Source organism: Pigmentiphaga sp. NML080357, assembly GCF_002188465.1.
Classification (GTDB): Bacteria; Pseudomonadota; Gammaproteobacteria; order Burkholderiales; family Burkholderiaceae_B; genus Pigmentiphaga.
Genome location: NZ_NINW01000049.1, coordinates 91060 through 116477, shown reverse-complemented (window position 1 = coordinate 116477; position 25418 = coordinate 91060). Strand labels below are relative to the sequence as shown.

24 protein-coding genes are annotated in these 25418 nt (G+C 68.1%); 15 read left to right on the top strand and 9 right to left on the bottom strand.

Going from position 1 to position 25418, the window contains the following annotated elements; genetic code table 11:
* Window positions 1-7: 7 nt before the first annotated feature.
* Window positions 8-940 carry a LysR family transcriptional regulator gene (locus tag CDO44_RS22995; RefSeq protein ID WP_087782580.1) on the bottom strand — a complete coding sequence of 311 codons (933 nt, stop codon included), beginning with the start codon at window positions 938-940 and terminating at the stop codon, window positions 8-10.
* A gap of 118 nt (window positions 941-1058) precedes the next feature.
* On the opposite strand from CDO44_RS22995, the gene CDO44_RS22990 reads away from it, so the two are divergent.
* Entirely contained in the window at window positions 1059-2597 is a 1539-nt protein-coding gene (locus CDO44_RS22990; RefSeq protein ID WP_087782579.1) for a CoA-acylating methylmalonate-semialdehyde dehydrogenase, read from the top strand.
* Between the two features lie 15 nt (window positions 2598-2612).
* Here the strand turns inward: CDO44_RS22990 and CDO44_RS22985 are convergent, their stop codons facing one another.
* From CDO44_RS22985 to CDO44_RS27725, 4 genes are all read right to left on the bottom strand, one after another.
* Window positions 2613-3512 (bottom strand): LysR substrate-binding domain-containing protein, encoded by a 900-nt coding sequence (locus CDO44_RS22985; RefSeq protein WP_087782578.1) that lies wholly within the window; start codon window positions 3510-3512, stop codon window positions 2613-2615.
* 128 nt (window positions 3513-3640) lie between these two features.
* Window positions 3641-4297, bottom strand: a complete 657-nt coding sequence (leuD, locus tag CDO44_RS22980; RefSeq protein ID WP_087782577.1) for a 3-isopropylmalate dehydratase small subunit — start codon at window positions 4295-4297, stop codon at window positions 3641-3643.
* Between the two features lie 11 nt (window positions 4298-4308).
* On the bottom strand, window positions 4309-5709 hold the full coding sequence (gene leuC, locus CDO44_RS22975; RefSeq protein WP_087783079.1) for a 3-isopropylmalate dehydratase large subunit: 1401 nt from the start codon (window positions 5707-5709) through the stop codon (window positions 4309-4311).
* Window positions 5710-5850: 141 nt separating this feature from the next.
* A complete protein-coding gene (locus CDO44_RS27725; RefSeq protein ID WP_158213397.1) occupies window positions 5851-5979 on the bottom strand; it encodes a helix-turn-helix domain-containing protein in 129 nt (42 codons plus the stop codon).
* Between CDO44_RS27725 and CDO44_RS27720 the strand changes: the two genes are divergently transcribed.
* Window positions 5980-6231: a hypothetical protein gene (locus tag CDO44_RS27720; protein WP_158213396.1), complete on the top strand. Its 252-nt coding sequence runs from the start codon at window positions 5980-5982 to the stop codon at window positions 6229-6231.
* A gap of 108 nt (window positions 6232-6339) precedes the next feature.
* Window positions 6340-8268, top strand: a complete 1929-nt coding sequence (locus tag CDO44_RS22965; RefSeq protein ID WP_087782575.1) for an aconitase family protein — start codon at window positions 6340-6342, stop codon at window positions 8266-8268.
* A 42-nt stretch (window positions 8269-8310) separates the two neighbouring features.
* Here CDO44_RS22965 and CDO44_RS22960 read toward each other — a convergent pair whose 3' ends face one another.
* The 3 genes from CDO44_RS22960 to CDO44_RS22950 all read right to left on the bottom strand — a co-directional run bounded on the left by CDO44_RS22960 (window position 8311) and on the right by CDO44_RS22950 (window position 10049).
* Complete coding sequence (locus CDO44_RS22960) at window positions 8311-8577, bottom strand: pentapeptide MXKDX repeat protein (protein ID WP_087782574.1); 267 nt, start codon at window positions 8575-8577, stop codon at window positions 8311-8313.
* Window positions 8578-8642: 65 nt separating this feature from the next.
* Complete coding sequence (locus CDO44_RS22955; RefSeq protein ID WP_087782573.1) at window positions 8643-9428, bottom strand: molybdopterin-dependent oxidoreductase; 786 nt, start codon at window positions 9426-9428, stop codon at window positions 8643-8645.
* A gap of 9 nt (window positions 9429-9437) precedes the next feature.
* Complete coding sequence (locus tag CDO44_RS22950; protein ID WP_087782572.1) at window positions 9438-10049, bottom strand: cytochrome b/b6 domain-containing protein; 612 nt, start codon at window positions 10047-10049, stop codon at window positions 9438-9440.
* A gap of 138 nt (window positions 10050-10187) precedes the next feature.
* Here CDO44_RS22950 and CDO44_RS22945 point away from each other — a divergent pair, with 138 nt between their 5' ends.
* From CDO44_RS22945 to CDO44_RS22890, 12 genes are all read left to right on the top strand, one after another.
* Window positions 10188-10916: a response regulator transcription factor gene (locus tag CDO44_RS22945; RefSeq protein WP_087782571.1), complete on the top strand. Its 729-nt coding sequence runs from the start codon at window positions 10188-10190 to the stop codon at window positions 10914-10916.
* The gene (locus tag CDO44_RS22940; protein WP_087782570.1) at window positions 10913-12397 is read left to right on the top strand and encodes a HAMP domain-containing sensor histidine kinase; all 1485 of its coding nucleotides are present in this window, start codon (window positions 10913-10915) and stop codon (window positions 12395-12397) included. Before CDO44_RS22945 ends, CDO44_RS22940 begins: the two co-directional genes overlap by 4 nt.
* Window positions 12398-12479: 82 nt before the next feature.
* Window positions 12480-12869: a winged helix-turn-helix domain-containing protein gene (locus CDO44_RS22935; protein ID WP_233146320.1), complete on the top strand. Its 390-nt coding sequence runs from the start codon at window positions 12480-12482 to the stop codon at window positions 12867-12869.
* A 70-nt stretch (window positions 12870-12939) separates the two neighbouring features.
* Window positions 12940-13617 carry a molybdate ABC transporter permease subunit gene (modB, locus tag CDO44_RS22930; protein ID WP_087782569.1) on the top strand — a complete coding sequence of 226 codons (678 nt, stop codon included), beginning with the start codon at window positions 12940-12942 and terminating at the stop codon, window positions 13615-13617.
* A 9-nt stretch (window positions 13618-13626) separates the two neighbouring features.
* Complete coding sequence (gene modA / locus CDO44_RS22925) at window positions 13627-14376, top strand: molybdate ABC transporter substrate-binding protein (protein WP_087782568.1); 750 nt, start codon at window positions 13627-13629, stop codon at window positions 14374-14376.
* A complete protein-coding gene (locus CDO44_RS22920) occupies window positions 14373-15158 on the top strand; it encodes an ABC transporter ATP-binding protein (RefSeq protein ID WP_087782567.1) in 786 nt (261 codons plus the stop codon). Before modA ends, CDO44_RS22920 begins: the two co-directional genes overlap by 4 nt.
* A 96-nt stretch (window positions 15159-15254) precedes the next feature.
* On the top strand, window positions 15255-16205 hold the full coding sequence (gene nudC / locus CDO44_RS22915; protein ID WP_087782566.1) for an NAD(+) diphosphatase: 951 nt from the start codon (window positions 15255-15257) through the stop codon (window positions 16203-16205).
* A 116-nt stretch (window positions 16206-16321) separates the two neighbouring features.
* Complete coding sequence (locus CDO44_RS22910; RefSeq protein ID WP_087782565.1) at window positions 16322-17308, top strand: LacI family DNA-binding transcriptional regulator; 987 nt, start codon at window positions 16322-16324, stop codon at window positions 17306-17308.
* A 26-nt stretch (window positions 17309-17334) separates the two neighbouring features.
* A complete protein-coding gene (locus CDO44_RS22905) occupies window positions 17335-20091 on the top strand; it encodes a hypothetical protein (RefSeq protein WP_144389574.1) in 2757 nt (918 codons plus the stop codon).
* 11 nt (window positions 20092-20102) lie between these two features.
* Window positions 20103-21155 (top strand): membrane dipeptidase, encoded by a 1053-nt coding sequence (locus CDO44_RS22900; protein WP_198951426.1) that lies wholly within the window; start codon window positions 20103-20105, stop codon window positions 21153-21155.
* A gap of 49 nt (window positions 21156-21204) precedes the next feature.
* Window positions 21205-22197 carry a tripartite tricarboxylate transporter substrate binding protein gene (locus tag CDO44_RS22895; RefSeq protein ID WP_087782563.1) on the top strand — a complete coding sequence of 331 codons (993 nt, stop codon included), beginning with the start codon at window positions 21205-21207 and terminating at the stop codon, window positions 22195-22197.
* A 10-nt stretch (window positions 22198-22207) separates the two neighbouring features.
* On the top strand, window positions 22208-23629 hold the full coding sequence (locus tag CDO44_RS22890; protein WP_087783076.1) for an aldehyde dehydrogenase family protein: 1422 nt from the start codon (window positions 22208-22210) through the stop codon (window positions 23627-23629).
* 33 nt (window positions 23630-23662) lie between these two features.
* On the opposite strand, the gene CDO44_RS22885 is transcribed toward CDO44_RS22890, so the two are convergent.
* Window positions 23663-25390, bottom strand: a complete 1728-nt coding sequence (locus CDO44_RS22885) for a bifunctional protein-serine/threonine kinase/phosphatase (protein WP_087783075.1) — start codon at window positions 25388-25390, stop codon at window positions 23663-23665.
* Window positions 25391-25418 lie beyond the last annotated feature (28 nt).

Below are 25418 nucleotides of genomic sequence, written 5' to 3'. Positions count from 1 at the left end.
GCCGCGCCTACTCCGGCAGCGGAAAGCCCGGCGCCAGCGATTCGCGCAGATGCTGCACGAAGCACTGCACCGCGCGCGGCACCTGCGGCGCCCAGGGGCGCAGGGCGTACAGCCGGTTGCCGAAAAAACCGTGTACGCGCCAGTCCGGCAGCACCGGCTTGAGCCGGCGCATGGCGGGTGCGGCGCTGAAGTCGGGCAGCAGGCCGATGCCCAGTCCGTCCAGGACGGCGTCGCGCAGGACCTCGCTGTTGTTGGCCTTGAAGGGGCCTTGCACCGGCACGGACAAAGGATCGGCGTCCGCGCCACCGGCGGGAACGAAGGTCCAGGTATCCGCGCCGGTGCCCAGGTACAGCAGGCAATCGTGCGTCGCCAGGTCGCGCGGGTGCCGGGGCGTCCCGCGCCGGCGCAGGTAGGCGGGGCTCGCCACCAGCAGCGAGCGCGTCTCGCACAATGGCCAGGCCACGTAGCTTTCCGGCGCCGCGCCGGTGTGGCGGATGGCCAGGTCGTAGCCCTCCTGGGCCAGGTTCACGAAACGGTCGGTCAGGTCCAGGTGGATGCGCACGTCGGGATAGCGGCGGATGAACGGCGCCAGTTGCGGCGCGACGTGCTGCCGGCCCAGCGCCACCGGGGCCGTGACCCGGACCGTGCCGCGCGGCGTGCCGGAGAGATCCTTGACCGCGATGAAGCCGGCGTCGATGCGTTCGAACGCCGGCGCCGCGTCGGCCACCAGCTGGCGTCCGGCTTCGGTAAGCCCCACCGAGCGCGTGGTGCGCTGGACCAGCGGCACGCCGGCCGCGCGTTCCAGCGCGCCGATGCGCATGCTCACCGAGGCCTTGGAGAGGCCGAGCCGGCGCGCGGTCTGGGTGAAGCTGCGCGTCTCGGCCAATACGGTCAGCAAGTGGATGTCGGCCACCCAGGGAGCGATCACGTCGGATGCCATGGTTTCTCACCCGCATTGTTCAAAATAATGAACACTTTAATTGGATTTGGCCGGCTTATCCAAGCCGCCGGGGCGGCCTAGACTGGGATCCTCGCCGTTCACTCCAGGATTCTTCGCCATGTCCACCGTCGCCGTTCCCGTTTCCAGCACGCTTTCTTCCATCGTCCATTGGGTGGACGGCCGCCAGGTGCCGTCGTCCGGCTCTCGCACGGCCGACGTGTACAACCCCGCCACCGGCGCCGTGACCGGCCAGGTGGCGTTGGCCAATGCCGCCGACGTGGATGCCGCCGTGGCCAGCGCCCGGCGCGCCTTTCCCGCCTGGGCCGACACGCCGCCCATCCGCCGGGCGCGGGTCATGTTCCGTTTCCTGGAACTGCTCAACCGTCACAAGGACGACTTGGCCCGCGCCATTACGGCGGAGCACGGCAAGGTGTTCACCGATGCCCAGGGCGAGGTCGCGCGCGGCATCGACATCGTCGAATTCGCCTGCGGCATTCCGCAACTGCTCAAGACCCAGTTCACCGACCAGGTGTCCACCGGCATGGACAACTGGACGCTGCGCCAGCCGCTGGGCGTGGTGGCCGGCATCACGCCCTTCAACTTCCCGGTCATGGTGCCGATGTGGATGTTCCCCGTGGCCATCGCCGCCGGCAATTGCTTCGTGCTCAAGCCGAGCCCGATCGACCCCACGCCTTCCCTGATGATCGGCGACCTGCTCAAGCAGGCAGGCCTGCCCGACGGCGTGTTCAACGTCGTGCAGGGCGACAAGGAAGCGGTGGATGCGCTGCTGGCCCATCCCGACGTGGCGGCCGTGTCCTTCGTCGGTTCCACCCCCATTGCGCAAAGCATCTATGAAACGGGTGCGCGCAACGGCAAGCGCGTCCAGGCGCTGGGCGGCGCGAAGAACCACATGGTGGTCATGCCCGATGCGGACCTGGACCAGGCCGTGGATGCGCTGATCGGCGCGGGCTACGGCTCTGCCGGCGAGCGCTGCATGGCCATCTCGGTGGCGGTGCTGGTGGGGGACGTGGCCGACCGCATCATGCCGCGCCTGATCGAGCGCACGCACGCGCTGAAGGTCAAGAACGGCATGGAACTCGATGCGGAGATGGGACCCATCGTGCACGCGGCCGCGCACCGCCGCATCAGCGACTACATCGGGATAGGCGTCGAGGAAGGCGCGCAGCTGCTGGTGGATGGGCGCCAGTTCGACGCCGCCTCGACCGGCGCCGGCTGCGAGCGCGGGTTCTGGATGGGCGGCACGCTGTTCGACCGGGTCACGCCCGACATGCGTATCTATCGCGAAGAGATCTTCGGTCCGGTGCTGTCCTGCGTGCGGGTGCCCGATTTCGCTTCCGCGGTCGAACTGATCAATGACCACGAGTTCGGCAATGGCGTGAGCTGCTTCACGACCGACGGCAACATCGCCCGGGAATTCGGGCGCCGCATCCAGGTCGGCATGGTGGGCATCAACGTGCCGATTCCGGTTCCCATGGCCTGGCACGGCTTCGGCGGCTGGAAGCGCTCGCTGTTCGGCGACATGCACGCCTACGGCGAGGAGGGGGTGCGCTTCTACACCAGGCAGAAGAGCATCATGCAGCGCTGGCCGAGCAGCATCGAGAAAGGCGCTGAATTCGTGATGCCTACTGCCAAGTAATTCGCAGCAAAGCCTTTAGCGGTTCGTCAAAAAGTTGACCAGCGCTGCGGCGGGGGCCGAGAGGCCCTCGCGCTGCCTGAAGACCACGAAGAGTTCGCGTGCGGCCCAGGATTCCTCGATGGGGATCAGCGCCAGGTCCAGCGTGTCCACGTAGAGTTCGCCGCTGTGCTGCGGCACCACCGCGACGCCCAGGCCCACGTGCACCATGCGGCACAGGGCGTCCAGGCTGCTGACGCTGATCTTGACGTTCAGCGGCGCGCCCAGGCGGCTCGCTTCCTTGACCAGCAACCGGGTCAGCGACGTGCCCTGCCCCATGCCGACGATGTTCTCCTCCATGAAGTCGCGCAGGCGCACGACCGGCGCCTTGGCCAGGCGGTGTCGGCGCGGCACGGCGAGGTACAGGCGGTCGCTGCGGTAAGGCAGGTGCTCGAGCTGCTCGATGCCGGGCACCTTGTTGCAAAAGCCCAGGTCGAAATCGCTTTCCGTCAGGCTGCGCAGCACCTGGCTGCTGGTCTGCTCGTCGATGTGGATGTCCACGTCCGGAAAGACGCGCTTGAAGGCGGCGATGTCCTCGGGCAGGAATTGCACGATGGAGGACATGTTGCCGACGATGCGTATCGTGCCCTTGGCGCCGGTGGCGTATTGCGAGAGTTCGGCTTCCAGGCGCTCGATGTCGGCCAGGACTTCCCTGGCGTGGCGCAGGACCGCTTCGCCGATGGGCGTGACCGAGATGCCGCGCGACTCGCGGTGAATGAGCGGCTGGCCGACCACGCTTTCGATTTCCGCGATGCGGCGGCTGACGGCCGAAGGCGCGATGGCCTCGCGCTCGGCGGCACGCGCGATGTTGCGTTCCTGGCAGACCGCGACGAACAGGCGCAGCGAAGTCAGGTCGAGTTTTCTGACGAGATTGCTCATGCTGGCGGCCGGCGTTCGCAATGGACGAAGGCCGCGCGGGCCGCGCGAAGGCGGCGGACGGCGCACGGCCGGAAAGCCGGATTGTTGCACGCTGGCACGGCCGCGGCAACGCGCCGGGCCGTGCCTGCTCAGCTTGCCGGGCGTGCCTGCGAGAGCCAGGGAAACGCCCGCAGATGCGCGCTTTCGAACGCGCGGATCTGGTCGGCCTTGCGCAGCGTCAATGCGATGTCGTCCAGGCCGTTCAGCAGACAGTACTTGCGGAAGGGCGCGATGTCGAAGTGCAGCGCCAGGGCGCCGTCCGCAGTCGTCACGCGCTGCGCCTCGAGATCGATCGCCAGGCGCAAGGGCTCGTCTCCCGTCGCCCGCGCGAAGAGCGCGTCCACCTCGGCTTCGGCAAGCACCACGGGCAGCAGCCCGTTCTGCAGCGCGTTGTTGTAGAAGATGTCGCCGAAGCTGGGCGCGATCACGGCGCGAAAGCCGTATTGCTGCATGGCCCAGGGCGCATGCTCGCGCGAGGAGCCGCAGCCGAAGTTGGCGCGTGCCAGCAATATCGTGGCGCCCTGGTATCGCGGCTGGTTGAGCACGAAGTCCGGGTTAAGCGGCCGGTTGGCGCATTCCTGCCCAGGTTCGCCCCGGTCGAGGTAGCGCCACTCGTCGAACAGGTTGGGTCCGAAGCCCGTGCGCCGTATGGACTTGAGGAACTGCTTGGGGATGATGGCATCCGTATCGACGTTGCTGCGGTCGAGCGGCGCGACGATGCCTTCCAGAAGATCGAATTTTTCCATGCTGGGGATCCTTACAGGGAACGCACGTCGACGAAGCGTCCGGCGATCGCGGCGGCGGCCGCCATGGCGGGGCTCACCAGGTGCGTGCGTCCGCCGGCTCCCTGCCTGCCTTCGAAGTTGCGATTGGAGGTGGAGGCGCAGCGTTCGCCCGGCGCAAGCCGGTCGGCATTCATCGCCATGCACATCGAGCAGCCCGATTCGCGCCATTCGAAGCCCGCATCGAGGAAGATCCGGTCCAGTCCTTCCTCTTCGGCCTGCGCCTTGACCAGGCCCGAGCCTGGCACCACCATGGCCAGGCGGATGTTCTGCGCCTTGCGCCGCCCCTTGACCACGGCCGCGGCGGCGCGCAGATCTTCGATGCGCGAATTGGTGCACGACCCGATGAAGACTTTGTCGAGCTCGATGTCGGCGATGGGCGTGCCGGCGGCGAGCCCCATGTAGGCCAGAGCCTTGCGCATGCCTTCGCGCCTGACCGGATCGGACTCGGCCTCCGGGTCCGGCACCTTGCCGTCCACAGGCACCACCATCTCGGGCGAGGTTCCCCACGTGACTTGCGGCACGATGGCCGAGGCGTCGATCTCCACCACCGTGTCGAATACCGCGCCGTCGTCCGAGCGCAGGGTGCGCCAGTAGGAAACCGCCTGGTCCCACAGCGCTCCCGACGGCGCGAAAGGGCGGCCGCGCAGGTATTCGATGGTGGTGTCGTCCACGGCGATCATGCCGGCGCGCGCGCCGGCCTCGATGGACATATTGCAGACGGTCATGCGCCCTTCCATCGACAGCGCGCGTATGGCGGATCCCGCATACTCGATGGCATGGCCGGTCGCGCCCGCGGTCCCTATCCTGCCGATCAGCGCCAGCACGATGTCCTTGGCGACCACGCCGGGCTGGAGCCGGCCTTCCACGCGCACCAGCATGGACTTCATCTTGCGGGCGATGAGCGTCTGGGTGGCCAGGACATGCTCGACCTCCGAGGTGCCGATGCCGTGCGCCAGGCAGGCGAAGGCGCCGTGCGTGCTGGTATGCGAATCGCCGCATACCACGGTCATGCCGGGCAACGTCGCGCCTTGCTCCGGGCCCACCACATGTTCGATGCCCTGCCGCCGGTCCTGCATGCCGAAGAAGGTCACGCCGTAGGTCCGGGCGTTGTCTTCCAGCGCCGATACCTGGATGCGCGAGAAGGGATCGTCGATGCCGTGCCGCCTGTCGGTAGTGGGCACATTGTGGTCGGCGATCGCCAGACAGGAGTCGGCGCGCCACGGCGATCGGCCGGCCAGCCGCAAACCCTCGAAGGCCTGCGGGCTCGAGACTTCGTTGATCAGGTGGCGGTCGATATAGAGCAGGCTGGTGCCATCCGGTTCGGCGGCGAAGGCGTGCGTGTCCCAGAGCTTGTCGTAGAGTGTGCGTGGCATGCGGTGAACCATCCGTCGTGTCGATGGGCTTGCGCGCGGCAAGCCGTCCGGCCCGCTTCGGGCCGGTTTTTCATGATAGGAGCGGTCCGCCGCGCGTGGGATGACGATTCGAGATGGCTGCCCTCGCCGTTGGGGGCGCCGCTATTGCGTCGTGCGGATGGAATCGGTGCGCGCCATTCGCGGCGGATAGCCGTAGCGCGCCCGGAACTGGCGGCTGAAGTGCGGAATGTCGTTGAAGCCCTGGCGCAGCGCGATTTCGGTGATGGACAAATGATCGAAGCGCGGATCGAGCAACAGCCCGTGGGCGCGCGGGACGCCGACGGCTCCTTCCTGGTCCACCTGCCGGGCACGCTGATGGCGCCGGCGCCCGCCATCGTGGCCGCCACGTTCGGCGTGCGTGATCTCGCCGCCGCGAGAAAGCACGTCGCCGGCGCCGGTTTCACCGTCGTGGACGGACCCGGCCGCTTTATGGTGCCGGCCGAAGAAGCCCTGGGCGTGGTCCACCTGTTCCGGCAGGAATAGGCATCGGCGGAGCAAGGCAGGATTCGCCGACCGAGATGCCTGCCTTGCCCAAATGGCGCTTTATGCGACTACGGGTTCCTCCTAAAGTGCGGCAAAAGGAGCCTTTGCATGGAAGACGCCATTCGTTTCACCGGCCGCATCTTGTACTTGTCGCGCGATCCCGCGTGCATACGCCGCCAGCTTGCCGGCGAGGCAGTCCCGCTCGCCGATGCCGCACCGCTGCGCGACGACGTATCGACCGATGAAATCACGCCGGTCACGACCATGCTGGTCTACGACGAGCGGCTGGGCCGCTATCCCTACGTCGGGCTGAAGGCCGGCGACGAACTTCCCATAGGCGAGGATGCCGTGCGGCAGGGCGGGTTCGAAATCACCGTGGCCGGCAAGCGCTACGGCAAAGGATCCTCGCGCGAGCACAGCCCGCTGGCCGAGCTGTCGGCCGGCATCCGGCTGATCGTGGCCGAGAGCTTCGAGCGCATCTACCAACAGAACTGCGACAACATCGGGATCCTGACCACGACCGACTTCGACGTGCTGCGCCGGATCCAGGCGGGCGAGTCCATTCCCATCGAGCACTTCCTGAAGGGGCGCGATGCGCTGACGCAGGCCATCATCCGCAGCGGCGGGTTGATGGCATACAGCCGGCAGGTGCTGCGCGCCGATACCGAGCCGGCGGCCGTATCCGGCGGCAAGGGCCTGACGCTGGTGGAGAAGATCATCCGCCGCCATCTGCATCCGGACGCGGCGCAGGCCGAGCGCGGCAGCGGGGTCTTCGTCAAGGCCGACTGGCGCTTCAGCCACGATTACTTCACGGGCATGAGCGCCCACCTGATGCATCGCGCCTACGGCAAGCCGGCGCCGCTGCGCGACCCGGACCGCATCGTCGCATTCCACGACCACCTGGTGCTGGCGCCGCAGAGCGTGCCGCACGTGAAGGGCGGATTGCTGCCGCGCGTGGCGACGCTGGTCCAGGGCCATCACGATTTCGTGATGGATTACCCGGTCCGCCATCACGGCCAGTTGCCGGACGGCAGCGGATCGGAAGGCATATGCCACGCGCTCATGACCGAGCGCTATGCCCTGCCCGGCCACGTCGTGGCCGGGACCGATTCGCACACGCCGCATGCCGGGGCGCTCGGCTGTCTGGCGTTCGGCGTCGGCTCGACCGACATGGCCAATAGCTGGACCACCGGCTACGTGCGCTGCAAGATCCCCGAGACCCTGCGGGTGGAAGTCTCGGGCACGCTCGCGCCCGGCGTGACCGCCAAGGACATCGTGCTCGTGCTGTTGCGCTCGGAAGCGGTGCGCAATGGCGAGGCCATCGGCGCGGTGTTCGAGTACGGGGGCGAGGCGGTGCGCGCCATGTCGGTGGACGAGCGCGCCACCCTGACCAACATGGTGGCCGAACTCGGCGGGTTCACCGGCATCGTTGAGCCGGACGAGCAAACGGTCGCTTTCCTGCGGGAGCGTCGGGGCATCGCGTTCGAACTGCAAGACTGGATGAAGAGCGATCCGGATGCGGCGTACCGGCGCGTGATCCACATCGACGGCGCGAGCGTGCGGCCCATGGTGGCCAGGCCCGGCGATCCGGGCAACGGCATGGCGATCGACGAGCTGGCCGAAGCGGTCCAGGTGGACATCGCCTATGGCGGCTCCTGTACCGGCGGCAAGCAGGCCGATTTCGATAGCTACCATGAAGTGCTGAAGTGGGGCCTGGCGCAGGGCTTGCGCATCCCGCCGCATACCCGTTTCTTCCTGCAGTTCGGCACGATGGAGGTCAAGCGTTATTGCGAAGAGCGGGGATACCTTTCCGTTTTCGAGCAGGCCGGCGTGAGCCTGATCATGCCGGGCTGCGGATCGTGCGCCAATTGCGGGCCCGGACAGTCCACCTCCGCCTCGGAGGTGACCATCAGCGCGATCAACCGCAATTTCCCCGGGCGGTCGGGTCCGGGCAGCGTGTGGCTGGCAAGCCCGTATACCGTCGCCGCCAGCGCGCTGGCCGGCCGGATCGTCGATTTCGGGCAGTTGAAAGGCTAGTGCCTGCGGCGGCCCGATAGCCGGCCGCCGTCCTGCCAAGGGCTATTTCTTCATGGCATCCTTGGCCATGCCGTCCTTCGACATGGCGTCCTTGGTCATGCCATCCCCTTTCTTCATGGCATCGTGTTTCATGCCCTCTGCACCCATGGCGTCCTTCTTCATGCCGTCGTGCTTCATCGCGTCCTTGGGCGCCGAAGCCTTGGCCATGCCGTCTTTGGCCATGGCATCCTTGCCCATGGAGTCGGCGGCGTGAACGGCGGCCGCGCCGCAGGCCATGCCCAGGGAAAGAACGATTGCGGTCAGTTTCATCTTGAGTCGCTCCTTGAAGCGGTGGTGGAAAAGGTGCGGGACATCCCGCGCCGGAAAGCGGTTGGTCAGCTGCCGCCGAACCAGTTGTAGCCCTGGTCCTCCCAATACCCTCCGGGATAGGTATTGGTGATGAAGATTGCCCGGATGTGCTTGGGATTCTTGTAGCCAAGCTTGGTCGGCATGCGCAGCTTCATCGGGAAGCCATACTCGCGCGGCAGCGTGCGTCCGTCGTAGGTCAGCGCCAGCAGCGTCTGGGGATGCAAGGCCGTCCGCATGTCGATGCTGGTGTAGTAGTCGTCCGAGCACTTGAAGCCCACGAATCTGGCGGTCGTGTCTGCGCCGATGCGGGCCAGGAAATCGGAAAACCGCACGCCGCCCCAGCGTCCGATGGCGCTCCATCCTTCCACGCAGATGTGCCGCGTGATCTGTTCGGTCTGTGCCAGCGCCCGCAGCTCCGGCAAGCGCCACGGCCGCCTGTCCGCTGCCTGCCCGCCGATTTCCAACCGGTACCCCGACTCATCGATCGCAGGCGCCTCGGTGATGCCGTAGTAGGCATTGAAAGGAAAGGGCCGCGTGATCATGGAGGCCGGATAGGTCGGCGCCAAGGCGTGCGGGTCGAAGATCCGCGCCTGCACTTCGTCGTTGAAGCGGGAAATGGCCGACAGCGCCCGTTCGATTCCGGCGTTGTTCGTCACGTCGCAGCCGGAAAGCATGGCCACGCCGCCCAGGGTCAGCGTCCGCGTCAGGAAGGCGCGCCTCCCGGGGTGTTCGACACGAGCCGACAGCAGTTTGCGGGCTTCCTTCAGGACCAGGCCGGCGTCCTGCCGAGAAAGGCGAGAGCGGTTCTCCATGGAATTCTCCTAGCGGCCGCGGATCATGGCGCGCAGCGTGCCCGGGACCAGGGCGACCATGGCCAGGTGCACGGCCACGAATGCCAGCAGTGCCGCCATGGCCGCGAAATGCACCCGGCGTGCCGTCTCGTAGCCGCCCATCAGTTCGCGAAGCATGCCGAACTGCACCGGCTTCCACAGGGCCAGGCCCGATAGCACCAGCAGCGCGATGTCCAGCACTACGAACAGATAGGCCAGGCGCTGTACCTCGTTGTAGCGGTGCGGATCGTCATGGGTCAGCCGGCCGCGCAGGGCCGCCGCGGCGTCGCGCAGCACGCCGCCCGGGGAGAGCGGAAAGAAGCGGCGCCTCATTCGGCCGGTGGCGAGGTTCAGTACCAGGTAGACTGCGCCATTGAGCGCCAGGAGCCACATGCCGGCGAAATGCCATTGCAGCGCGCCGGCCAGCCAGCCACCCAGCGTAACGGCATCCGGGAACTCGAAATCGAACAAGGGCGAAGCGTTGTAGATGCGCCAGCCGCTCGTGGCCATGACCAGGACCGCGAGCGCGTTCAGCCAATGCGTGATGCGCAGCCAGGAAGGATGGACGGACGGTGCGCGCGCCGAGCGGGTTGCGGCAGTCATGGGGACTCCGTGGCAGGATTGGCGGTATTGTTGGCCGCGAGCCGTACCGGAGTCCTCACGCAAACTTAAAATAAATGTGATAACTGCCGGCGCCGCGTTTGGCGACAATCGCGTCACCGGTTTTTCAAGGCAGGCTCAATGGAACAGGCCAAGCGCGTCCTGATCGTCGAAGACGACGCCCACATCGCCGATCTGCTTCGCATGCATCTGCGCGACGAAGGCTACGCCGTGGAACACGCGGCGGATGGCGACCAGGGCATGCGCATGCTGGCGGAAGAATCCTGGGACGCCCTGGTGCTGGACCTGATGCTGCCGGGGGTGGACGGGCTGGAAATATGCCGGCGCGCGCGAGCCATGGCGCGATATACCCCCATCATCATCACCAGCGCGCGCTCCAGCGAAGTACATCGCATCGTCGGGTTGGAGCTGGGCGCCGACGACTATCTTGCCAAGCCATTTTCGATGCTGGAGCTGGTGGCGCGCGTCAAGGCGCTCTTGCGCCGCGTCGATGCACTGGCGCGCAACGCCCGCATCGAGGCCGGCGTGCTGTTGCTGCACGGGCTCTCGGTCGACCCGGTGGCGCGCGCGGCCACCCTTGGCGACAAGCCCCTCGACCTGACGCCCCGCGAGTTCGATCTGCTGGCCTTCTTCATCCGCCATCCCGACAAAGTCTTTTCCCGGATGGACCTGCTCAACGAAGTGTGGGGCTACCAGCATGACGGCTACGAGCATACCGTCAACACCCACATCAATCGGCTGCGCACGAAGATCGAGGAGAACCCCTCCGATCCCCGGCGCATCCTCACCGTGTGGGGGCGCGGCTACAAATTCGCGTCCGGTTCGCCCGCGGAGCCGGCGCAGCCATGAAGCGGCTGACGCTGACCCAGCGCCTGTCGGCGGTATTCGCCGTGTTGCTGCTTGCCTGCAGCGGCATTTCCCTGCTGGTCCAGATCCATGCCAGCGCCCGCCACGAGCAGGAGGTCGTGCAGCAGTTGTCGAACGGCCTGGCGAGCCATATCGCCGCCACGGCGCAACTCATGGATGCAAGCGGCTGGCGGCCCGATGCCGTGCACGATCTGTTTGACAAGCTCATGGCGGTGAACCCCTCGGTCGAGGTCTATCTCCTCGATACCGGCGGACGCATCGTCGGGCATGCCGCGCCGCCTGGCCGCCTGAAGCGCGATCGCGTCGATCTCGAGCCTGTCCGCCGGCTGGTTGCCGGCGGACGCCTGCCCATTCTTGGCGACGATCCGCGCAGCGCCGATATCCGGAAGGTCTTCAGCGCGGCGCCGGTGCATGTCGGCGGCAAGGAAGCGGGCTTCGTCTATGTCATCCTGCAAGGCGAAGCCCATGACGCGGTCGCCGCCGGCCTGGCTCGCCATTCCGCCTGGCGCATGACGGCGTGGATCGTTGGGCTGGTCGCTTTGCTCGGCCTGGTCATGGGGCTGATCGCCTTCCGGCTCATCACGCGGCCGCTGCGCGCGCTGGCCGGCGCTGTGCGCAACTTCGATGGAACGGGGGAAGTCCCCGCAACGCTGATGACCGCGTCCGCGGCGGACGACCGTGGCGACGAGATCGCCACCCTGCGCGCCGCATTCGTCCAGATGGGCCGCCGTATCGCCGAACAATGGCGGGAGTTGACCCGGCAGGACCAGCAGCGGCGCGACCTGATCGCCAACATATCGCACGACTTGCGTACGCCCCTGACTTCGCTGCACGGCTATCTCGAGACGCTGCGCATCAAGGACGACCTGCTGAGCCCGGCCGAGCGCCATCGCTACCTGGATATCGCGCTGGACCAGAGTCGAAAGGTCGGCGCGCTGGCGCAGGAATTGTTCGAGCTGGCCCGGCTGGAATCCGGCCTGGTGCAACCCGAGCGGGAAGCCTTTGCCCTGCCCGATCTGGTGCAGGATGTCGTGCAGAAATTCGAGCTCGCCGCGGAGGCGCGACGCCAGCAATTGCTTATCGAGATGCCGCCGGCATTGCCGCTGGTCCATGCCGATCTGGCCATGATCGATCGGGTGCTGACCAATCTGCTGGACAACGCGATCCGCCACAACCCGCCCGGCACGCGCATCACGGTACGCCTGGCGGGCGCGCCGGACGGGTTGCGCGTAGACGTCCATGACACCGGAACCGGCATCCCGGAAGCATTGCGGCCCCGGCTATTCAAGCGGATCCCGGCGTTGGGGCGCACCGCACAGGCGGGCGGCGGCCTTGGACTCATCATCGTGCAGCGCATTCTGAAGCTGCACGGAAGCGAGATCCGTCTGGTAGACGAGGGCGAACCTGGAACCGTGTTCCGCTTCTGCCTGGCCGCGGCCTCTTCCTCCGCGGTTTCCGCCTGAGCCGGGCGGCCTGCCCCAGGCGCTGTGAAACCGGCCGTGACGAAAGGCTGGACCCGCGTTCTGCGGAGCCTACAATCCCGGCATGTCCGTCGCCCGCTCTTCCAAGCCCTCCATGGCCACCTCGACCAAGCCCCGATTCCAGTTCCGGCTGCGCGTCTACCGCGATGCCGCCATTGCCATCGGCCCGGGAAAGATCGCGCTGCTGGAAGCCATCCTGCAGACCGGCTCGATTACGGCCGCCGCGCAGCAGATGGGCATGTCCTATCGGCGCGCCTGGCTGCTGGTGGACGAGCTGAACCGCTCGCTGCGCGAGCCCGCGGTCGAGAGCGCCGTGGGCGGCGCGCGCGGCGGCGGAACGATGGTGACCGAGGCGGGCAAGGAAATCATCCGGCGCTACCGCTCCATCGAGGCCACCGCGCAGGCGGCCGCCGCGGAAGATATCGAAGCCATGACCCGGATGCTGGCGCCCTGATACCGCGCCGCATCGAGCGAGCGCGCAATGGCGCTACCGCAGCTTCCGGTTTCGCTGTATTCTTCCGGATATGACGACATCGCTGTTCGAGACGTTCGACGCGTTTCCGCTGATCCTGTCCCTGAAGGTCGCGGCCCTGGCCACGCTGCTGGCCCTGGTTGCCGGCGTCGGGCTCGGATGGCTGTTCGCGCGCAGGCGGTTTCCCGGCAGCGCCGTTGCAGAAGCGCTGTTCATGCTGCCGCTGGTGCTGCCCCCCACCGTCATCGGCTACGCCATCCTGCTGGCCGCCGGGCGGCGCAGTCCGCTGGGCCGGTGGCTGTACGAGAACTTCGACTACACCATCATCTTCAGCTGGCACGGGGCCGTCGTCGCTTCGGCGGTGGTGGCCCTGCCGCTAGTCCTGAAATCGGCCAGCGCCGCGTTCGCCGGCATCGACCGCACGCTCGAAGCCGCCGCCAGCACACTCGGCCAGTCGCGCTGGTCGGTGTTCCTGCGCGTGACGCTGCCCCTGGCCTGGCCCGGCATCCTCGCCGGCACCTTGCTCGCCTTCGCGCGCGCCATGGGCGAATTCGGCGCCTCGCTCATGGTGGCGGGTTCCATCCCCCATCGCACGCAAACGCTTTCCATGGCCATCTACGATGCCACCCAGGCGGGGCAGGACGATCTCGCCCTGCTGCTGGTGCTCATCACTTCGGTGATTTCCATCGCCATCCTCGTGGCCTGCAACCGCTATCTCTCGCTACGCTGAAGGAGCCCCATGCGCCGCGCCCGTCTTGTCGCCCTGCTGCTGGCCCTGTCCTTGCCGCTGCCGGCCCTTGCCGAGGAACTCACCGTGTCGGCGGCGGCGAGCCTCACCAACGCGTTCAAGGACCTCGGCCGGTCGTTCGAGCAACGCCATCCCGGCACGACCGTGCGGCTCAACTTCGCCGCATCCGGCATCCTGCTCCAGCAGATGAGCCAGGGCGCGCCGGTGGACGTCTTCGCCAGCGCCGACCAGGCCACCATGGACCGCGCCGCGTCGCAGAAGCTGATCGACGCCGCGACGCGGCGCGACTTCGCCGCCAACAGCCTGGTCCTGGTCACGCCGCTCCAGGGCGGTCCCGCCATTGCCTCGCTCCAGGACCTGGCCACCGGCGTGGTCAGGCGTATCGCCATCGGCAAGCCGGCGACCGTGCCGGTGGGCAACTACACCCGGCAGGCGCTCGACGCCGCGCGGTTGTGGGCGCAGCTCGAACCCAAGCTCATCCAGGCGGACAGCGTGCGCCAGGTGCTGGACTACGTCAGCCGGGGCGAGGTCGATGCCGGCTTCGTCTACCGCACGGATGCGGCCATCATGCAGGACAAGGTGCGGATCGCGCTGACGGCGGGCGGCCACACGCCGGTGTCCTATCCGGTCGCCGTGCTGGCGGCGAGCAAGCACCAGGCGCTGGCGAAGTCGTTCGTCGAGTTCCTGTTGTCGGCGCCCGGCCAGGAAGTGCTGGGCCGCTACGGATTCGGCAAGCCGTGATCGACGTCGACATAACGCTGACGGTACGCGACGGCGCAAGGCGCTTCGACCTCGCCGCCCGCTTTGCCACCGACGCGCCTTTCGCCGCGCTGTACGGACCGTCGGGCTCGGGCAAGTCGCTCACGCTGCAAGCCATGGCCGGCCTGCTCGCGCCCGCGGCCGGGCACGTCAGGCTCGACGGACGCACCTTGTTCGATGCCGCGCGCGGTATCGACGTGCCGCCGCCGCGCCGCCATATCGGCTATCTGTTCCAGCACTATGCGCTATTCCCGCACTTGTCGGTGCGGCAGAACATCGGCTTTGGCCTGAGCTCATGGCGCCGGCGCCTCGCACCCGCCGACGAACAGCGCGTGCGGGACTTGATGGACCGCTTCGGCCTGGCGGCCCTGGCCGACAGCCGGCCCGCCGCGCTCTCCGGCGGGCAGCAGCAGCGCGTGGCCCTGGCCCGCGCCCTGGCCTGCGAACCACGCGCACTGTTGCTGGACGAACCCTTCGCCGCGTTGAATCCCATGCTGCGCGGCGCGCTGCGCAAGGAGCTGGCCGAGGTCGCGCGGCAATGGAAGATCCCGGTGTTGATGATCACCCACGACATCGACGACGTGATCGAGCTGGCCGAGGTCGCCTTCGTCTACCAGGATGGGCAGATCGTGCGGGAGGTGGACCTGCGCGACGGCAACAGCCGGGATTTCGCCCGCCGCGCCCTGGGCGACGAGACGCCCGCCGACACGCCGATGCGGCGCCAGCTTCGGCATCTCCTGAACGAACAGCTGCCTGCGCGCTGATCGGGCACGCGCGGGGCAAGAGGGCGATGAGGGGTAGAATCGATCGTCGACGAACCCGCGGCGGGTTCGTCCTGCGCCGCTTGCCTTCCACCCTTCATGCATAATTTCGATCGTTCCGCCGCCGTCGGCTTCGGCTTCAATCCGCTGGACCGCCTGTCCGAATCGCGCGGCGATCTCTTGTTCATCCAGGCCCGCCGGGACGATCCCGCCACCCGGTTCATGATCTTCCTCGGCGACGTGCCGCTGCTCGACGTCCGTGGCGCGCAGCCGTGTCCCCTGTTCCCGGCCGAGGCCTGGGACGGGCTGGGCCCCGCCCGGCACGAGATCTTCATGGGCCAGGACGAGAACGGCATGGCGCTGTTCGCCGTTTCGCTCGACGCCGCGCTGGCGGAAACGGCCGGCGCGCAGCCGGGACTCGAACTGGTGGACCTGCGCACCATTGCCACGCGCGGCCTGTTCCCGGCCGACGTGCTCGGCGAACTCGGGGCCGCCAAGGCCATCCTGAGCTGGCACGAGCGGCACCGGCATTGCGCCAATTGCGGCGCGCTCAGCCGGATGTCGTCTGCAGGGTGGCGCCGCGATTGCGATGCCTGCGGGGCGCAGCACTTCCCGCGCGTCGATCCCGTGGTGATCATGCTAGCGGTCGACGGCGACCGTTGCCTGCTGGGGCGGCAGGCCCGCTTCGCGCCCGGGATGTATTCGGCGCTGGCGGGATTCCTCGAACCCGGCGAGACCATCGAAGACGCCGTGCGGCGCGAGATCCGGGAAGAAGCCGGCGTGCCCTGCGCCGAGGTGACGTACTTCGCTTCGCAACCGTGGCCGTTCCCGGCGTCGCTGATGATCGGCTGCTTCGCCCGGGCTTGCGCCACCACGGTCGTGGTCGACCGGAACGAACTCGAGGATGCGCGCTGGTTCAGCCGCGAGGAAGTGCGGCTCATGCTCGACGGCACGCATCCCGACGGTCTTTCCACGCCCAAGCCTTTTGCCATTGCCTACCACCTGATCCGCGCCTTTGCCGACGACGAGTGCCGGCTGGACCGGCCGTAGGCGCCAGCCGTTGACAAGCCGGCGCAGCCGTCTTAAATTGTTTGTGAAATCGTTTTCACGATTTTGAGAAAACGATTTATCCCCTCTACCCCGCGGCAATTTCTTGTGGAGACGCCATGACTACGGTGCTGGACGTCGCCCGGCAGGCCGGCGTATCGCCGGCTACCGTGTCGCGGGTGCTGAACGGCAATACCGCGGTCTCCGTCGACATGCGGGAAAAGGTGCTCGAATGCGCGCGCCAGCTCGGCTATCGGCCCAATCCCATGGCCCAGGGCCTGCGCAAGGGCCAGAGCAATACGGTGGCGCTGCTGGTGGGCGATATCGCGCAGCGGCACTTCGCCGAACTGACCCTGCACGTGCAGTCCGCGCTGGAAGCGATCGACGTCGACCTGCAGTTGTTCAACCTCGGGCATAGCCCGGATCGCCTTACCGAGTTCGTCTGCCGCGCGCCCAGCATGAAACTGCGGGGCGTGGTGCTGGCCGTCTCCGACAAGATCCATCGCGATGTGCTGGGCGCATTGGCCGCCTTGCGCGAACTCGGCCTGACGGTCGTGTCGATCGGGCAGGACCTCACCCGGCACGGCATCGCATCCATCGCCCACGACGAACGCGCGGCCGCACAGCGTGCCGTGACCTATCTCATCGAACAAGGCCGCCGCCGTATCGCGTATATCGGCAACATCAGGAACTCGGCCATCGGCACCGAACGGTTCCGCGGCTACCAGGCGGCCTTGCGTGCGGCCGACGCCTACGACGAGACCCTCGTCTGGGACATGACCTACCGCTATGCCGCCGGCAGGGACGCGGTCCTGCGGGCGCTGGACCGTGGCATCTCGTTCACCGGCATCCAGGCGGGCAGCGACGAAATCGCCATGGGCGCGATGGCCGCGCTGCGCGACCGGGGCCTTGCCGTGCCGCAGGACGTGGCGGTGGTGGGTTTCGGCGACATCGAAATGGGCGCCTATCTGCGTCCGGCCTTGACCACCTTGAGCTCGCACCCCGACGTGGCTGCGCGCCATCTTTGCGAATTCTTCGCCGGCGACGACCCCCCGGTCGAACTGAGGTTGATGCAGCGCACGCTGGTGGAGCGCGACTCCGCCTAATCTCCGGCCATGAAAGGAGCCTTCCTATGCCGGGTCATGCCATCGCTCCTGCTTCACGAACGGCCCCGGCCGCGTTGTCCGGCCCGGCCGACGCGGTAGAACCGGCCGCGCTGCGTTCGCCCGATTTCGTCATGAGTCCGCGGCGGGCTGCCGCCAGCGTGCCGAACGCGCTCAGCTTTCCGCGCGCGACGATGCGCGACGTGGTGCGCGATCGCTATCGCATCGAAAAGCTGCGCTTCGAACTGGATGCCCAGGGGCGGGGCGAAGTGCTGTACCGCATCGCCGGCGCCGGATGGACATTCCACTTCTTCCTGATTTCCGATTTGCTGCCCGAGAAGGCCAAGACCGACCGCAATTTCGCCCAGAGCTGGGATGCGATGGGCGTGTTGTGCCAGGGCGAGTGGACCGCCGCGCGCGAGGCGTTGCTGCGGCGGGAAGTGCCGCGCCAGCGCGCGGGGTTCGCCGACTACGACACCTTGATGTATGCACGCGGCAACCGCAGCGGCCGGGTATTCGATCACGTGGTGGACAGCCTGGCGGCCGGGCGGCAGCCCGATCCCCGGATCCTGGCCCCGGTGGGCTACATCCTGCGGACCACCGCCTTCATCGGCAACGGCCAGCTCGGCACGCGGCCGCTGGCAGGATTCGAACCGGGCCATCCGCTGCGGCGCCCCTATCACGCCCAGTTCTTTTCGGCGTTCGTGCTGCGCGAGTATGTGTTCGACCTGGTCGATCACATGGCCCGCGCCCGGAATGCCGCCGCCGTCCGGCTGGCGCCGTCCATGCGCCGTTACATCGGCCTGGGCAACTCGGCGGCCACCGGCCTGGCTGCGTTCGCGGCCAATCATCCGCATTTCATGCACCAGTGGAACTGGGCGGTCGAACATGCCCTGGCCGTGGCCAAGGCAAGGCCCGTCCGCCCCGGCGATGCGGCCGTCGCCAACTTCGCCGGGCTGCTGGACAAGGCCCGGCGCTATTACCGGGAAGGAGAGAAAGACGGCGACGGCGTCTTTCCGCCTCCGCAGGATCTCGCGGCCGATCTCGCGCGCCTGGATGGCCCCTTGGAAGAATTCCGGTCGCGCGGAACGATAGCGGGCAGGGCCACGCGCACGCCTTGGCTGGCATTGTGCGACTGGTCCTCGCGCCACCTGGGCGCCGAAGCGTGCGAGGTGACGCACGCCCTGGTGCTCGAGCTGTATCCGGACATCATCGACGAACATGCCGGCTGCTTCGAGGCCGATGAACGCTTCGAGATCGACCCCGCGATGTCGGCCGCGCAGTTGCGCAGCCTGGTGGAGCGCGACGATGCCTGGGCGCTGGCCCTGCCGGCCGATGCCGCGGCGGCGCCGTATTTCTGGTATCGCTCGAGCGCCGCTGCGCGCGACGTGCGGCGCGGACTGCGCGGCCGCGCGCCGGAATACGAAGCCGAGACGGCCATGGATACCGTCCTGCTGGTGCGGCGCCTGCACGACCACTTGCGAACGTTGCCGCCCGAGCTGACGGTGGCGCGCATGCTGTGCGAGCGTCCCGACCTGCGCCACGTCGTCGCCCGCGTGCAATCGCTGGCGGGGCGCTGCTATGCCGAGATCCGGCACCAGTGGCTGGCCGAGGATTTCTCGCCCTTCGCGTCGATCCGGCTGCCGTTGACCTTCTATGGCATGGAGAAATTCGAGGCCGCCTACCCCAAGTCGGTGCGCGGCACCTTCATGCAGGGCGCACCCATTGCGGAAGACGTGGCGCGCGGCAGGGACGGCGACTGGCCTTTTCCGCTCATGCCGCGCGACGAAGCCGCCGGCATGGACGAGCTGGCCCCCTTGCCTGCCAGTACCGCTCCCGATCCGGGCAGGCTGGCGGCCCCGCCTGCTTCGCCGGACGATCTCTTGCGCATCGCCCCTGCCGAACTGGCGAGAATGGCGCAGGTGGCGCTGCAAGGACACGGCGTCCCGCTGGGCGTGGCCGAGGACGCGGCGGGGCTGGTGGCCTTTGCGCAAGCATGCGGCGAGCCGGCGGTCGACGCCTTGCTGGACGCCTTGGCGGGGGCAAGCATCGCGCCCGCCGCCGTACGCCGCATCCGGCTGGCGCAAATGCCTTCGGCCGAGCGTCCCTGGCACTGCATCGAGGCCGAAGGCGCGGCGGCCCTCGCCTGCGCGCCGCAGGCGCACGACCTGGCGCTGGCCCAGGCCCTCGCCTGTGGGGTAGGACTGGCCGCGGTGCGCGGGTCGCCCGGCGCCGAGCTGCTGAAGGAATTGGTGTTGCGCGCCGCCAGGCATGGCCTGGTCGGCCTCTTGTCATGGCACGGCGCCGGCACGTCCTGCGCCGCCGGGGGCGACGCGCTGGCGTGTCCCGACGCATCTTGCGCGCGCTTCGCATGGCGGCCGCGGCGCGCCGCGAGCCGCCTGTATCGGCAATTGCTGGGAGGCGCCGATGCGGTCGCCTTCCTGACCGACATGGCGGATCGTGGCCGGCAGGCCGAGGCAATCGCCGCCGCCCTGGCGCCCGCATCGGATCCGCCCGTCTCGGGGCCGGGTTTCGTGCTGGCCTATCTGCGGCCGGCCGATGCCGGCATTCCCGGCCTGGTGTTCGACGCCGCGGCCGGGGGCTGGGCCGTCGATCGGCGCGGCGAGGAGCTCCAGCGCCTGCGCGATCAATGGCCCAGGCGGGGCGTGGCGCTGACCCGCCGCGAATTCGACGCCCTTGCCCGCGCCGGCGGTGCGCTGCTAGTGCCGAAAGAGGAAGAGCATCGCCTTTTGCCCGAGGGCGCCGACCCTCTCAGGACATTCTAAGGAGAGACGTCATGACCGATTTCATCGTCCGGCCCGAAGGCGCGGAATGCCAAGGACGTTCCTACGCCATCGTGGATGGCTTGTCGATGCCGACGCCGGAGCGCAAGTGGTTCGAGGAATGGCGCGCGGGCGGCATAGGGTGCGTCAACACCACCATCGCGGTCTGGGAAAACGCCAGCGAAACCCTGGGCCTCCTGGGCAAGTGGCGCCAGGTGCTCGCCGACAACAGTGACCTGGTCGCGCAGGCGACGTGCGTCGAGGACATCGAAGCGATACGCAAGTCGGGGCGCACCGCCATCGTCTTCGGCTTCCAGAACACCGCGCCGGTGGAACACAACCTCGACCTGTTCGGCACGTTCCGGGATCTCGGTGTCTGCATCATGCAGCTCACCTACAACCTGCAGAACTACATCGGCTGCGGCTACTGGGAGGAAAAGGACACCGGCATCTCGTCGCGCTTCGGACGCCTGGCCATCGAGGAAATGAACAAGGTCGGCATACTCATCGACCTGTCCCATTGCGGCGAGCGGACCACGATCGAAGCCATCGAGCTGTCCGCCGCGCCGGTGGCCATCACCCATGCCAACCCGCGCGAGTACGTGGGCAAGCCGGTCTACGGCATCGGCCGCCTGAAGCAGACCGAGGCGCTGCGCACGCTGGCCCGGCGCGGCGGCGTGATCGGCCTGACGCCCAACCGCAACATGACCCGCCACGGCGCGGCCACGACGCTGGAGCAATTCGTCGACATGGTGGCCTGGACGGTCGACCTGATCGGCGTGGATGCCGTGGCCATCGGTACCGACTACTGCCCGGGTCATCCCCGCTCGGTCCGGACGTGGTGGCGCTACGCCCGGTGGTCGCGCCAGAGCGCGCCCGCCGAGGAGATGCAGATCGCGCCGCACGAGGGCTGGTCGGAATGGGTAAAGACGCCGGCCGGCCTGCCCAACCTCATACCCGGACTGTTGCGGCACGGTTTTTCTCCCGACGAGGTGGCCCGGATGATGGGCGGCAACTGGCTGCGCCTGTTCGGCCAGACCTTCCCGCCCCGTTCCGCCTCGTCGTAGCGTCCGGCGGGCCTCTCGCCGGGAATGTCCATCCTCACCGGAGGAAAGCATGATGAAAGCGTTCACGATGTTCGCGGCCCGCCTCGCGGCGGCAGGCGCCTTGCTGCTGGGCCCCGCGGCGCACGCCGCCGACTACCCGGCCAAGCCGATCACGCTGGTGGTGCCCTTCGCTTCCGGAGGGTTCGTCCACATGGTGGCCTTGATGCTCAGCGAGCACATGGGCCCGCTGCTGGGCCAGCCCGTGGTGGTGCTCAACCAGCCGGGCGCCAACGGCATGCTGGCCGCCGGCGCCGTGGCGCGCGCCGCGCCCGACGGCTACACCCTCCTCCTGCCCACGGCCAGCATCCTCACCATCAACCCCCACCTGTACAAGAACGTGCAATTCGACGCGCGCACGGACTTCGCGCCCATCGGCCAGGTGGTCAACACCTCCAACATCTTCGTGGTCAACCCCGCCAGCGGCATCCGCACGTTCAAGGAACTGGTGGACAAGGCCAGGTCGGCGCCCGATGCGGTGTCCTATGGGTCGTCGGGCACGGGCAGCATCCAGCACATCGCCGGCGAGGCCTTGCAGGAGCAGGCGAAGGTCAAGCTGCTGCACGTGCCCTATAAAGGCATCGGGCCGGCGATCACGGACGTGGCCAGCGGCAATCTCACCACCGTGCTGGCCGATGCGTCGTCCATTCCCTTCATCAAGTCCGGCCGGCTGCGCGCCATCGCGGTCTCGCCCCGGGCCATCGACGAACTGGCCGACGTGCCCGCGCTGGCCGACGCCGCGGCGGCGGCCGGCATTCCCGGCTATGCCGCGCCGGCGCTCTGGTACGGCGTGGTCGCGCCCAAGGGCACCCCGGCTGCAATCGTGGAAAAGCTCAACGCCGCGCTGGCCGCCACGCTGAAGAAGCCCGACGTCCGCGCCAAGCTCCTGGCCGCGGGCGCGATCCCGCCCGAAGACACCGGCAGCGCATTCCTGGCCCGGGCCATCCGTACCGACTACGCGCGCTACGGCGCCCAGATCAAGAGCCTGAACATCAGCATCGAGTGAACCCATGGATATGCATCTGCAAACGTTCTACATAGACGGGACCTGGCAGCCGCCGGCCAGCAAGCGCATCATCGACGTCGTGGACCCGGCCACCGAACAGGTCGTCGCCTCCATCGCCGCCGGCACCGCCGCGGACGTGGACCGGGCGGTGAAGGCCGCGCGCAAGGCGTTCGACGCCTGGTCCGCGTCCGCAGTGCGCGAGCGCATCGACTACCTGAAACGCATCGACGAGGGCTTCGCCCGCCGCAAGGAGGATCTGTGCAAGGCCATGTCGCGCGAAATGGGCGTCCCCATCGCGGCGGCCCGCAACATCCACTTTCCCAGCGGGCCCGCCCATCTTCGCGAAGCCATCAAGGTGCTCGAGCGTTTCGATTTCGACGAGCTGCGCGGTTCGACGCTGGTGGCGCGCGAGGCCATAGGCGTGTGCGGGCTGATCACCCCATGGAACTTTCCCATCAACCAGGTCGTGTGCAAGGTTGCCCCGGCCCTGGCCGCGGGCTGCACCATGGTGCTCAAGCCCAGCGAGATATCCCCGCTGAGCGCGCTGATCATCGCCGAGATCCTGCATGACGCCGGTCTGCCCGCCGGGGTATTCAACCTCGTCAACGGCGACGGGCCCACGGTGGGCCACGCCATTGCCGCCCATCCGGACGTCGACATGGTGTCCTTTACCGGGTCCACCCGCGCGGGCATCGCCGTGGCGCATGCCGCGGCCGATACCGTCAAGCGGGTGGGCCAGGAACTGGGGGGCAAATCCCCCAACCTGATATTGCCGGACGCCGATTTCGAGCGTGCCGTGACGCTCGGCGCGCAGCGCTGTTTCAACAACAGCGGGCAATCCTGCGTGGCGCCCACGCGCATGCTGGTGCCGCGCGAACGCGTGGAGCAAACCGCCGCCATCGCGGCGCGCGTGGCCGATGCGACGCGGGTGGGCGATCCCGGCGACGAAACCGTCGAGCTGGGGCCCGTCGCCAACCGGGTGCAATTCGAGCGCGTGCAGTCGTACATCGCGCGAGGCTTGGACGAAGGTGCGCGCGCCGCGGCGGGCGGGCCGGGGCGGCCGCCCGGCCTGGACCGCGGCTACTTCGTGCGGCCGACGGTATTCGTCGACGTCACGCCGGAGATGTCCATCGCCCGCGAGGAAATCTTCGGTCCCGTGTTGTGCATACTGGGCTACGAGGATGTGGACGACGCGGTCCGCATCGCCAACGATACGCCCTATGGCCTCGCGGCCTACGTGCAATCGACGGACCTCGAGGCCGCGCGCCGGGTCGCCCGGCGGCTGCGTGCCGGCAACGTCCAGATCAACTACCCGCGCGTGGATCGCGGCGCGCCGTTCGGCGGATACAAGCAATCCGGCAACGGGCGCGAATGGGGCGAGTTCGGCTTGCAGGAGTATCTGGAGATCAAGGGGATCCAGGGCTATCAATAGCGGGGCCCGCCGCGCCTTGCTGGCCGGACGGGCTCAGAGCCTTGCGGCCAGCACCAGCACCGCGGCGGCCAGGCCAAGACAGAGCAGTTTCCAGAAAACCAGCGGATTGCGCTCGGCCAGGGGAAGGTTGCGCCGGCCTTGCGCCGCCGGATCCGGATGGCGCAGCGCATAGGCGAATTCCGAGAGCTCCTGGTAGCGCCGCGCGGGGTCCGGGTGCACGGCCTTGGCCAGAACGTCGTCCATCCAGGCCGGGACCGTGCGCGTCTCGTCGAACACCGGGACATAGGCCAGCCGCCGCTGGGCCGCCTTTGTCCGGGTCTTGGCCACGTCCGCGCCGTACGGCAGCTTGCCGGCCAGCATCTGGTAGGCGATCACGCCCAGCGAAAAAATGTCGGACCGGGTCGATCCGCCTTCGCCCAGGAAATATTCGGGCGCGGCATACAGCGCGGCGCCGGGTATCTGCAGCGGGTCGCCGGCCTGGGCGATTTCCGCGATGCCGGCCACTTTGGTCGAGCCGAAATCAATGATCTTCACGGTGCCGTGCGCATCGATGAGGATGTTGTCGGGACGCAGGTCCTGATGGACGATCTCCAGCCGGTGGAAGGCCTGCAGGCCCTTGATCACCTGCTCGACGACGCCGCGCACCTGCTCCAGGTCAGGCCTGGGATGGCGGGCCATCCACTGTGTCAGCGTGATGCCGTCGACGTACTCGCTGGCGGTGTACAGGTAGCGCCGTTCGCGCCTGAGCGGCCACGCCTTGGCGACATGGCGGCTGTCTATGCGGCGCGCGATCCACTCCTCCATCAGCAGGCGTTCGAGATAGGCCGGGTCGTGCCGCAAGTCCAGCGAGGGAATCTTGATGACGAGCCGTCCGCCGGTTTCCGGGTCCTCGGCCAGATAGACGTGGCTGCGGCTGCTGGCATGCAGTTGCGCCGCGATGCGAAAGCCGTCGAACGCCATGCCGGCCTGCAGCAGCGGCGGGCAGGGAAGGCTGCGCGCATGCTGGCGGATCTCGCCGGCTTCAAGAGAGGGCAGCGACTCCACCCGCACGATCTGGACGGTGAGGTTGTCGGCGCTGCCGCGGTCGTAGGCCCGGCGGGCGAGCGCGGCGGCAGCCGCGTCGAGGCCGTCCGGATGGGCGGCGGCGGCCTCGGCGATCTCCCGCGCGCCGACGTGTTCGTAGACGCCGTCGGTCGCCAGCACGAATGTATCGCCCTGCTCGATCCGCTGGGTGTGGTAGTCGATCTCCAGGTGCGCGGAGATTCCCAGCGCCCGCCCCAGATAGCTCTTGTCGCGCGACACCCAGATGCGGTGATCGTCGGTCAGCTGTTCCACGGCGCCGCCGCGCACCCGGTAGATGCGGGTATCGCCCACGTGCAGGATGTGCGCGGTGGTCGATTTCAGGACCATCACGCTCATCGTGCACACGTACCCCTGATCGTTCTCGTGCCGATGCCGGCTCTGCCGCGTCTGGGCGTGCAGCCAGCCGTTCGTGGCGCCCAGCACGCGCTGCGCCGATTTCTTCACCGACCAGGTCTCGGGCGTAGCGTAGTAGTCCTCCAGGAAGCCCGCGACCGCCGTTTCGCTGGCAATGTGGCTGACCTGGCTGCTGCTGATGCCGTCGGCGATCGCGATGGCGACGCCCTTGGCGCCGAGCAGCGGCTCGCCAGGCATGCACAATCCATGGAAGTCCTGGTTGGCCTGCTTGCGTCCGCGGTCCGAGTACTGGCCCACGGCAACCCTGAGCACGCGGGCCGGCATGCCTTGCACGGACGCCTCCACCGCGGGG

Coding starts and splice junctions, on each gene's coding strand:
- CDO44_RS22940 (WP_087782570.1), top strand. CDS start 10,913: ATGAAGCGGCTGACGCTGACCCAGCGCCTGTCGGCGGTATTCGCCGTG.
- modA (WP_087782568.1), top strand. CDS start 13,627: ATGCGCCGCGCCCGTCTTGTCGCCCTGCTGCTGGCCCTGTCCTTGCCG.
- CDO44_RS22945 (WP_087782571.1), top strand. CDS start 10,188: ATGGAACAGGCCAAGCGCGTCCTGATCGTCGAAGACGACGCCCACATC.
- CDO44_RS22960 (WP_087782574.1), bottom strand. CDS start 8,577: ATGAAACTGACCGCAATCGTTCTTTCCCTGGGCATGGCCTGCGGCGCG.
- CDO44_RS22950 (WP_087782572.1), bottom strand. CDS start 10,049: ATGACTGCCGCAACCCGCTCGGCGCGCGCACCGTCCGTCCATCCTTCC.
- CDO44_RS22900 (WP_198951426.1), top strand. CDS start 20,103: ATGACCGATTTCATCGTCCGGCCCGAAGGCGCGGAATGCCAAGGACGT.
- CDO44_RS22955 (WP_087782573.1), bottom strand. CDS start 9,428: ATGGAGAACCGCTCTCGCCTTTCTCGGCAGGACGCCGGCCTGGTCCTG.
- CDO44_RS22905 (WP_144389574.1), top strand. CDS start 17,335: ATGCCGGGTCATGCCATCGCTCCTGCTTCACGAACGGCCCCGGCCGCG.
- nudC (WP_087782566.1), top strand. CDS start 15,255: ATGCATAATTTCGATCGTTCCGCCGCCGTCGGCTTCGGCTTCAATCCG.
- CDO44_RS22895 (WP_087782563.1), top strand. CDS start 21,205: ATGATGAAAGCGTTCACGATGTTCGCGGCCCGCCTCGCGGCGGCAGGC.
- CDO44_RS22985 (WP_087782578.1), bottom strand. CDS start 3,512: ATGAGCAATCTCGTCAGAAAACTCGACCTGACTTCGCTGCGCCTGTTC.
- leuD (WP_087782577.1), bottom strand. CDS start 4,297: ATGGAAAAATTCGATCTTCTGGAAGGCATCGTCGCGCCGCTCGACCGC.
- CDO44_RS27720 (WP_158213396.1), top strand. CDS start 5,980: ATGATCGAAGCGCGGATCGAGCAACAGCCCGTGGGCGCGCGGGACGCC.
- CDO44_RS22890 (WP_087783076.1), top strand. CDS start 22,208: ATGCATCTGCAAACGTTCTACATAGACGGGACCTGGCAGCCGCCGGCC.
- CDO44_RS22935 (WP_233146320.1), top strand. CDS start 12,480: ATGTCCGTCGCCCGCTCTTCCAAGCCCTCCATGGCCACCTCGACCAAG.
- modB (WP_087782569.1), top strand. CDS start 12,940: ATGACGACATCGCTGTTCGAGACGTTCGACGCGTTTCCGCTGATCCTG.
- CDO44_RS22965 (WP_087782575.1), top strand. CDS start 6,340: ATGGAAGACGCCATTCGTTTCACCGGCCGCATCTTGTACTTGTCGCGC.
- leuC (WP_087783079.1), bottom strand. CDS start 5,709: ATGCCACGCACACTCTACGACAAGCTCTGGGACACGCACGCCTTCGCC.
- CDO44_RS22885 (WP_087783075.1), bottom strand. CDS start 25,390: ATGCCGGCCCGCGTGCTCAGGGTTGCCGTGGGCCAGTACTCGGACCGC.
- CDO44_RS22910 (WP_087782565.1), top strand. CDS start 16,322: ATGACTACGGTGCTGGACGTCGCCCGGCAGGCCGGCGTATCGCCGGCT.
- CDO44_RS22995 (WP_087782580.1), bottom strand. CDS start 940: ATGGCATCCGACGTGATCGCTCCCTGGGTGGCCGACATCCACTTGCTG.
- CDO44_RS22990 (WP_087782579.1), top strand. CDS start 1,059: ATGTCCACCGTCGCCGTTCCCGTTTCCAGCACGCTTTCTTCCATCGTC.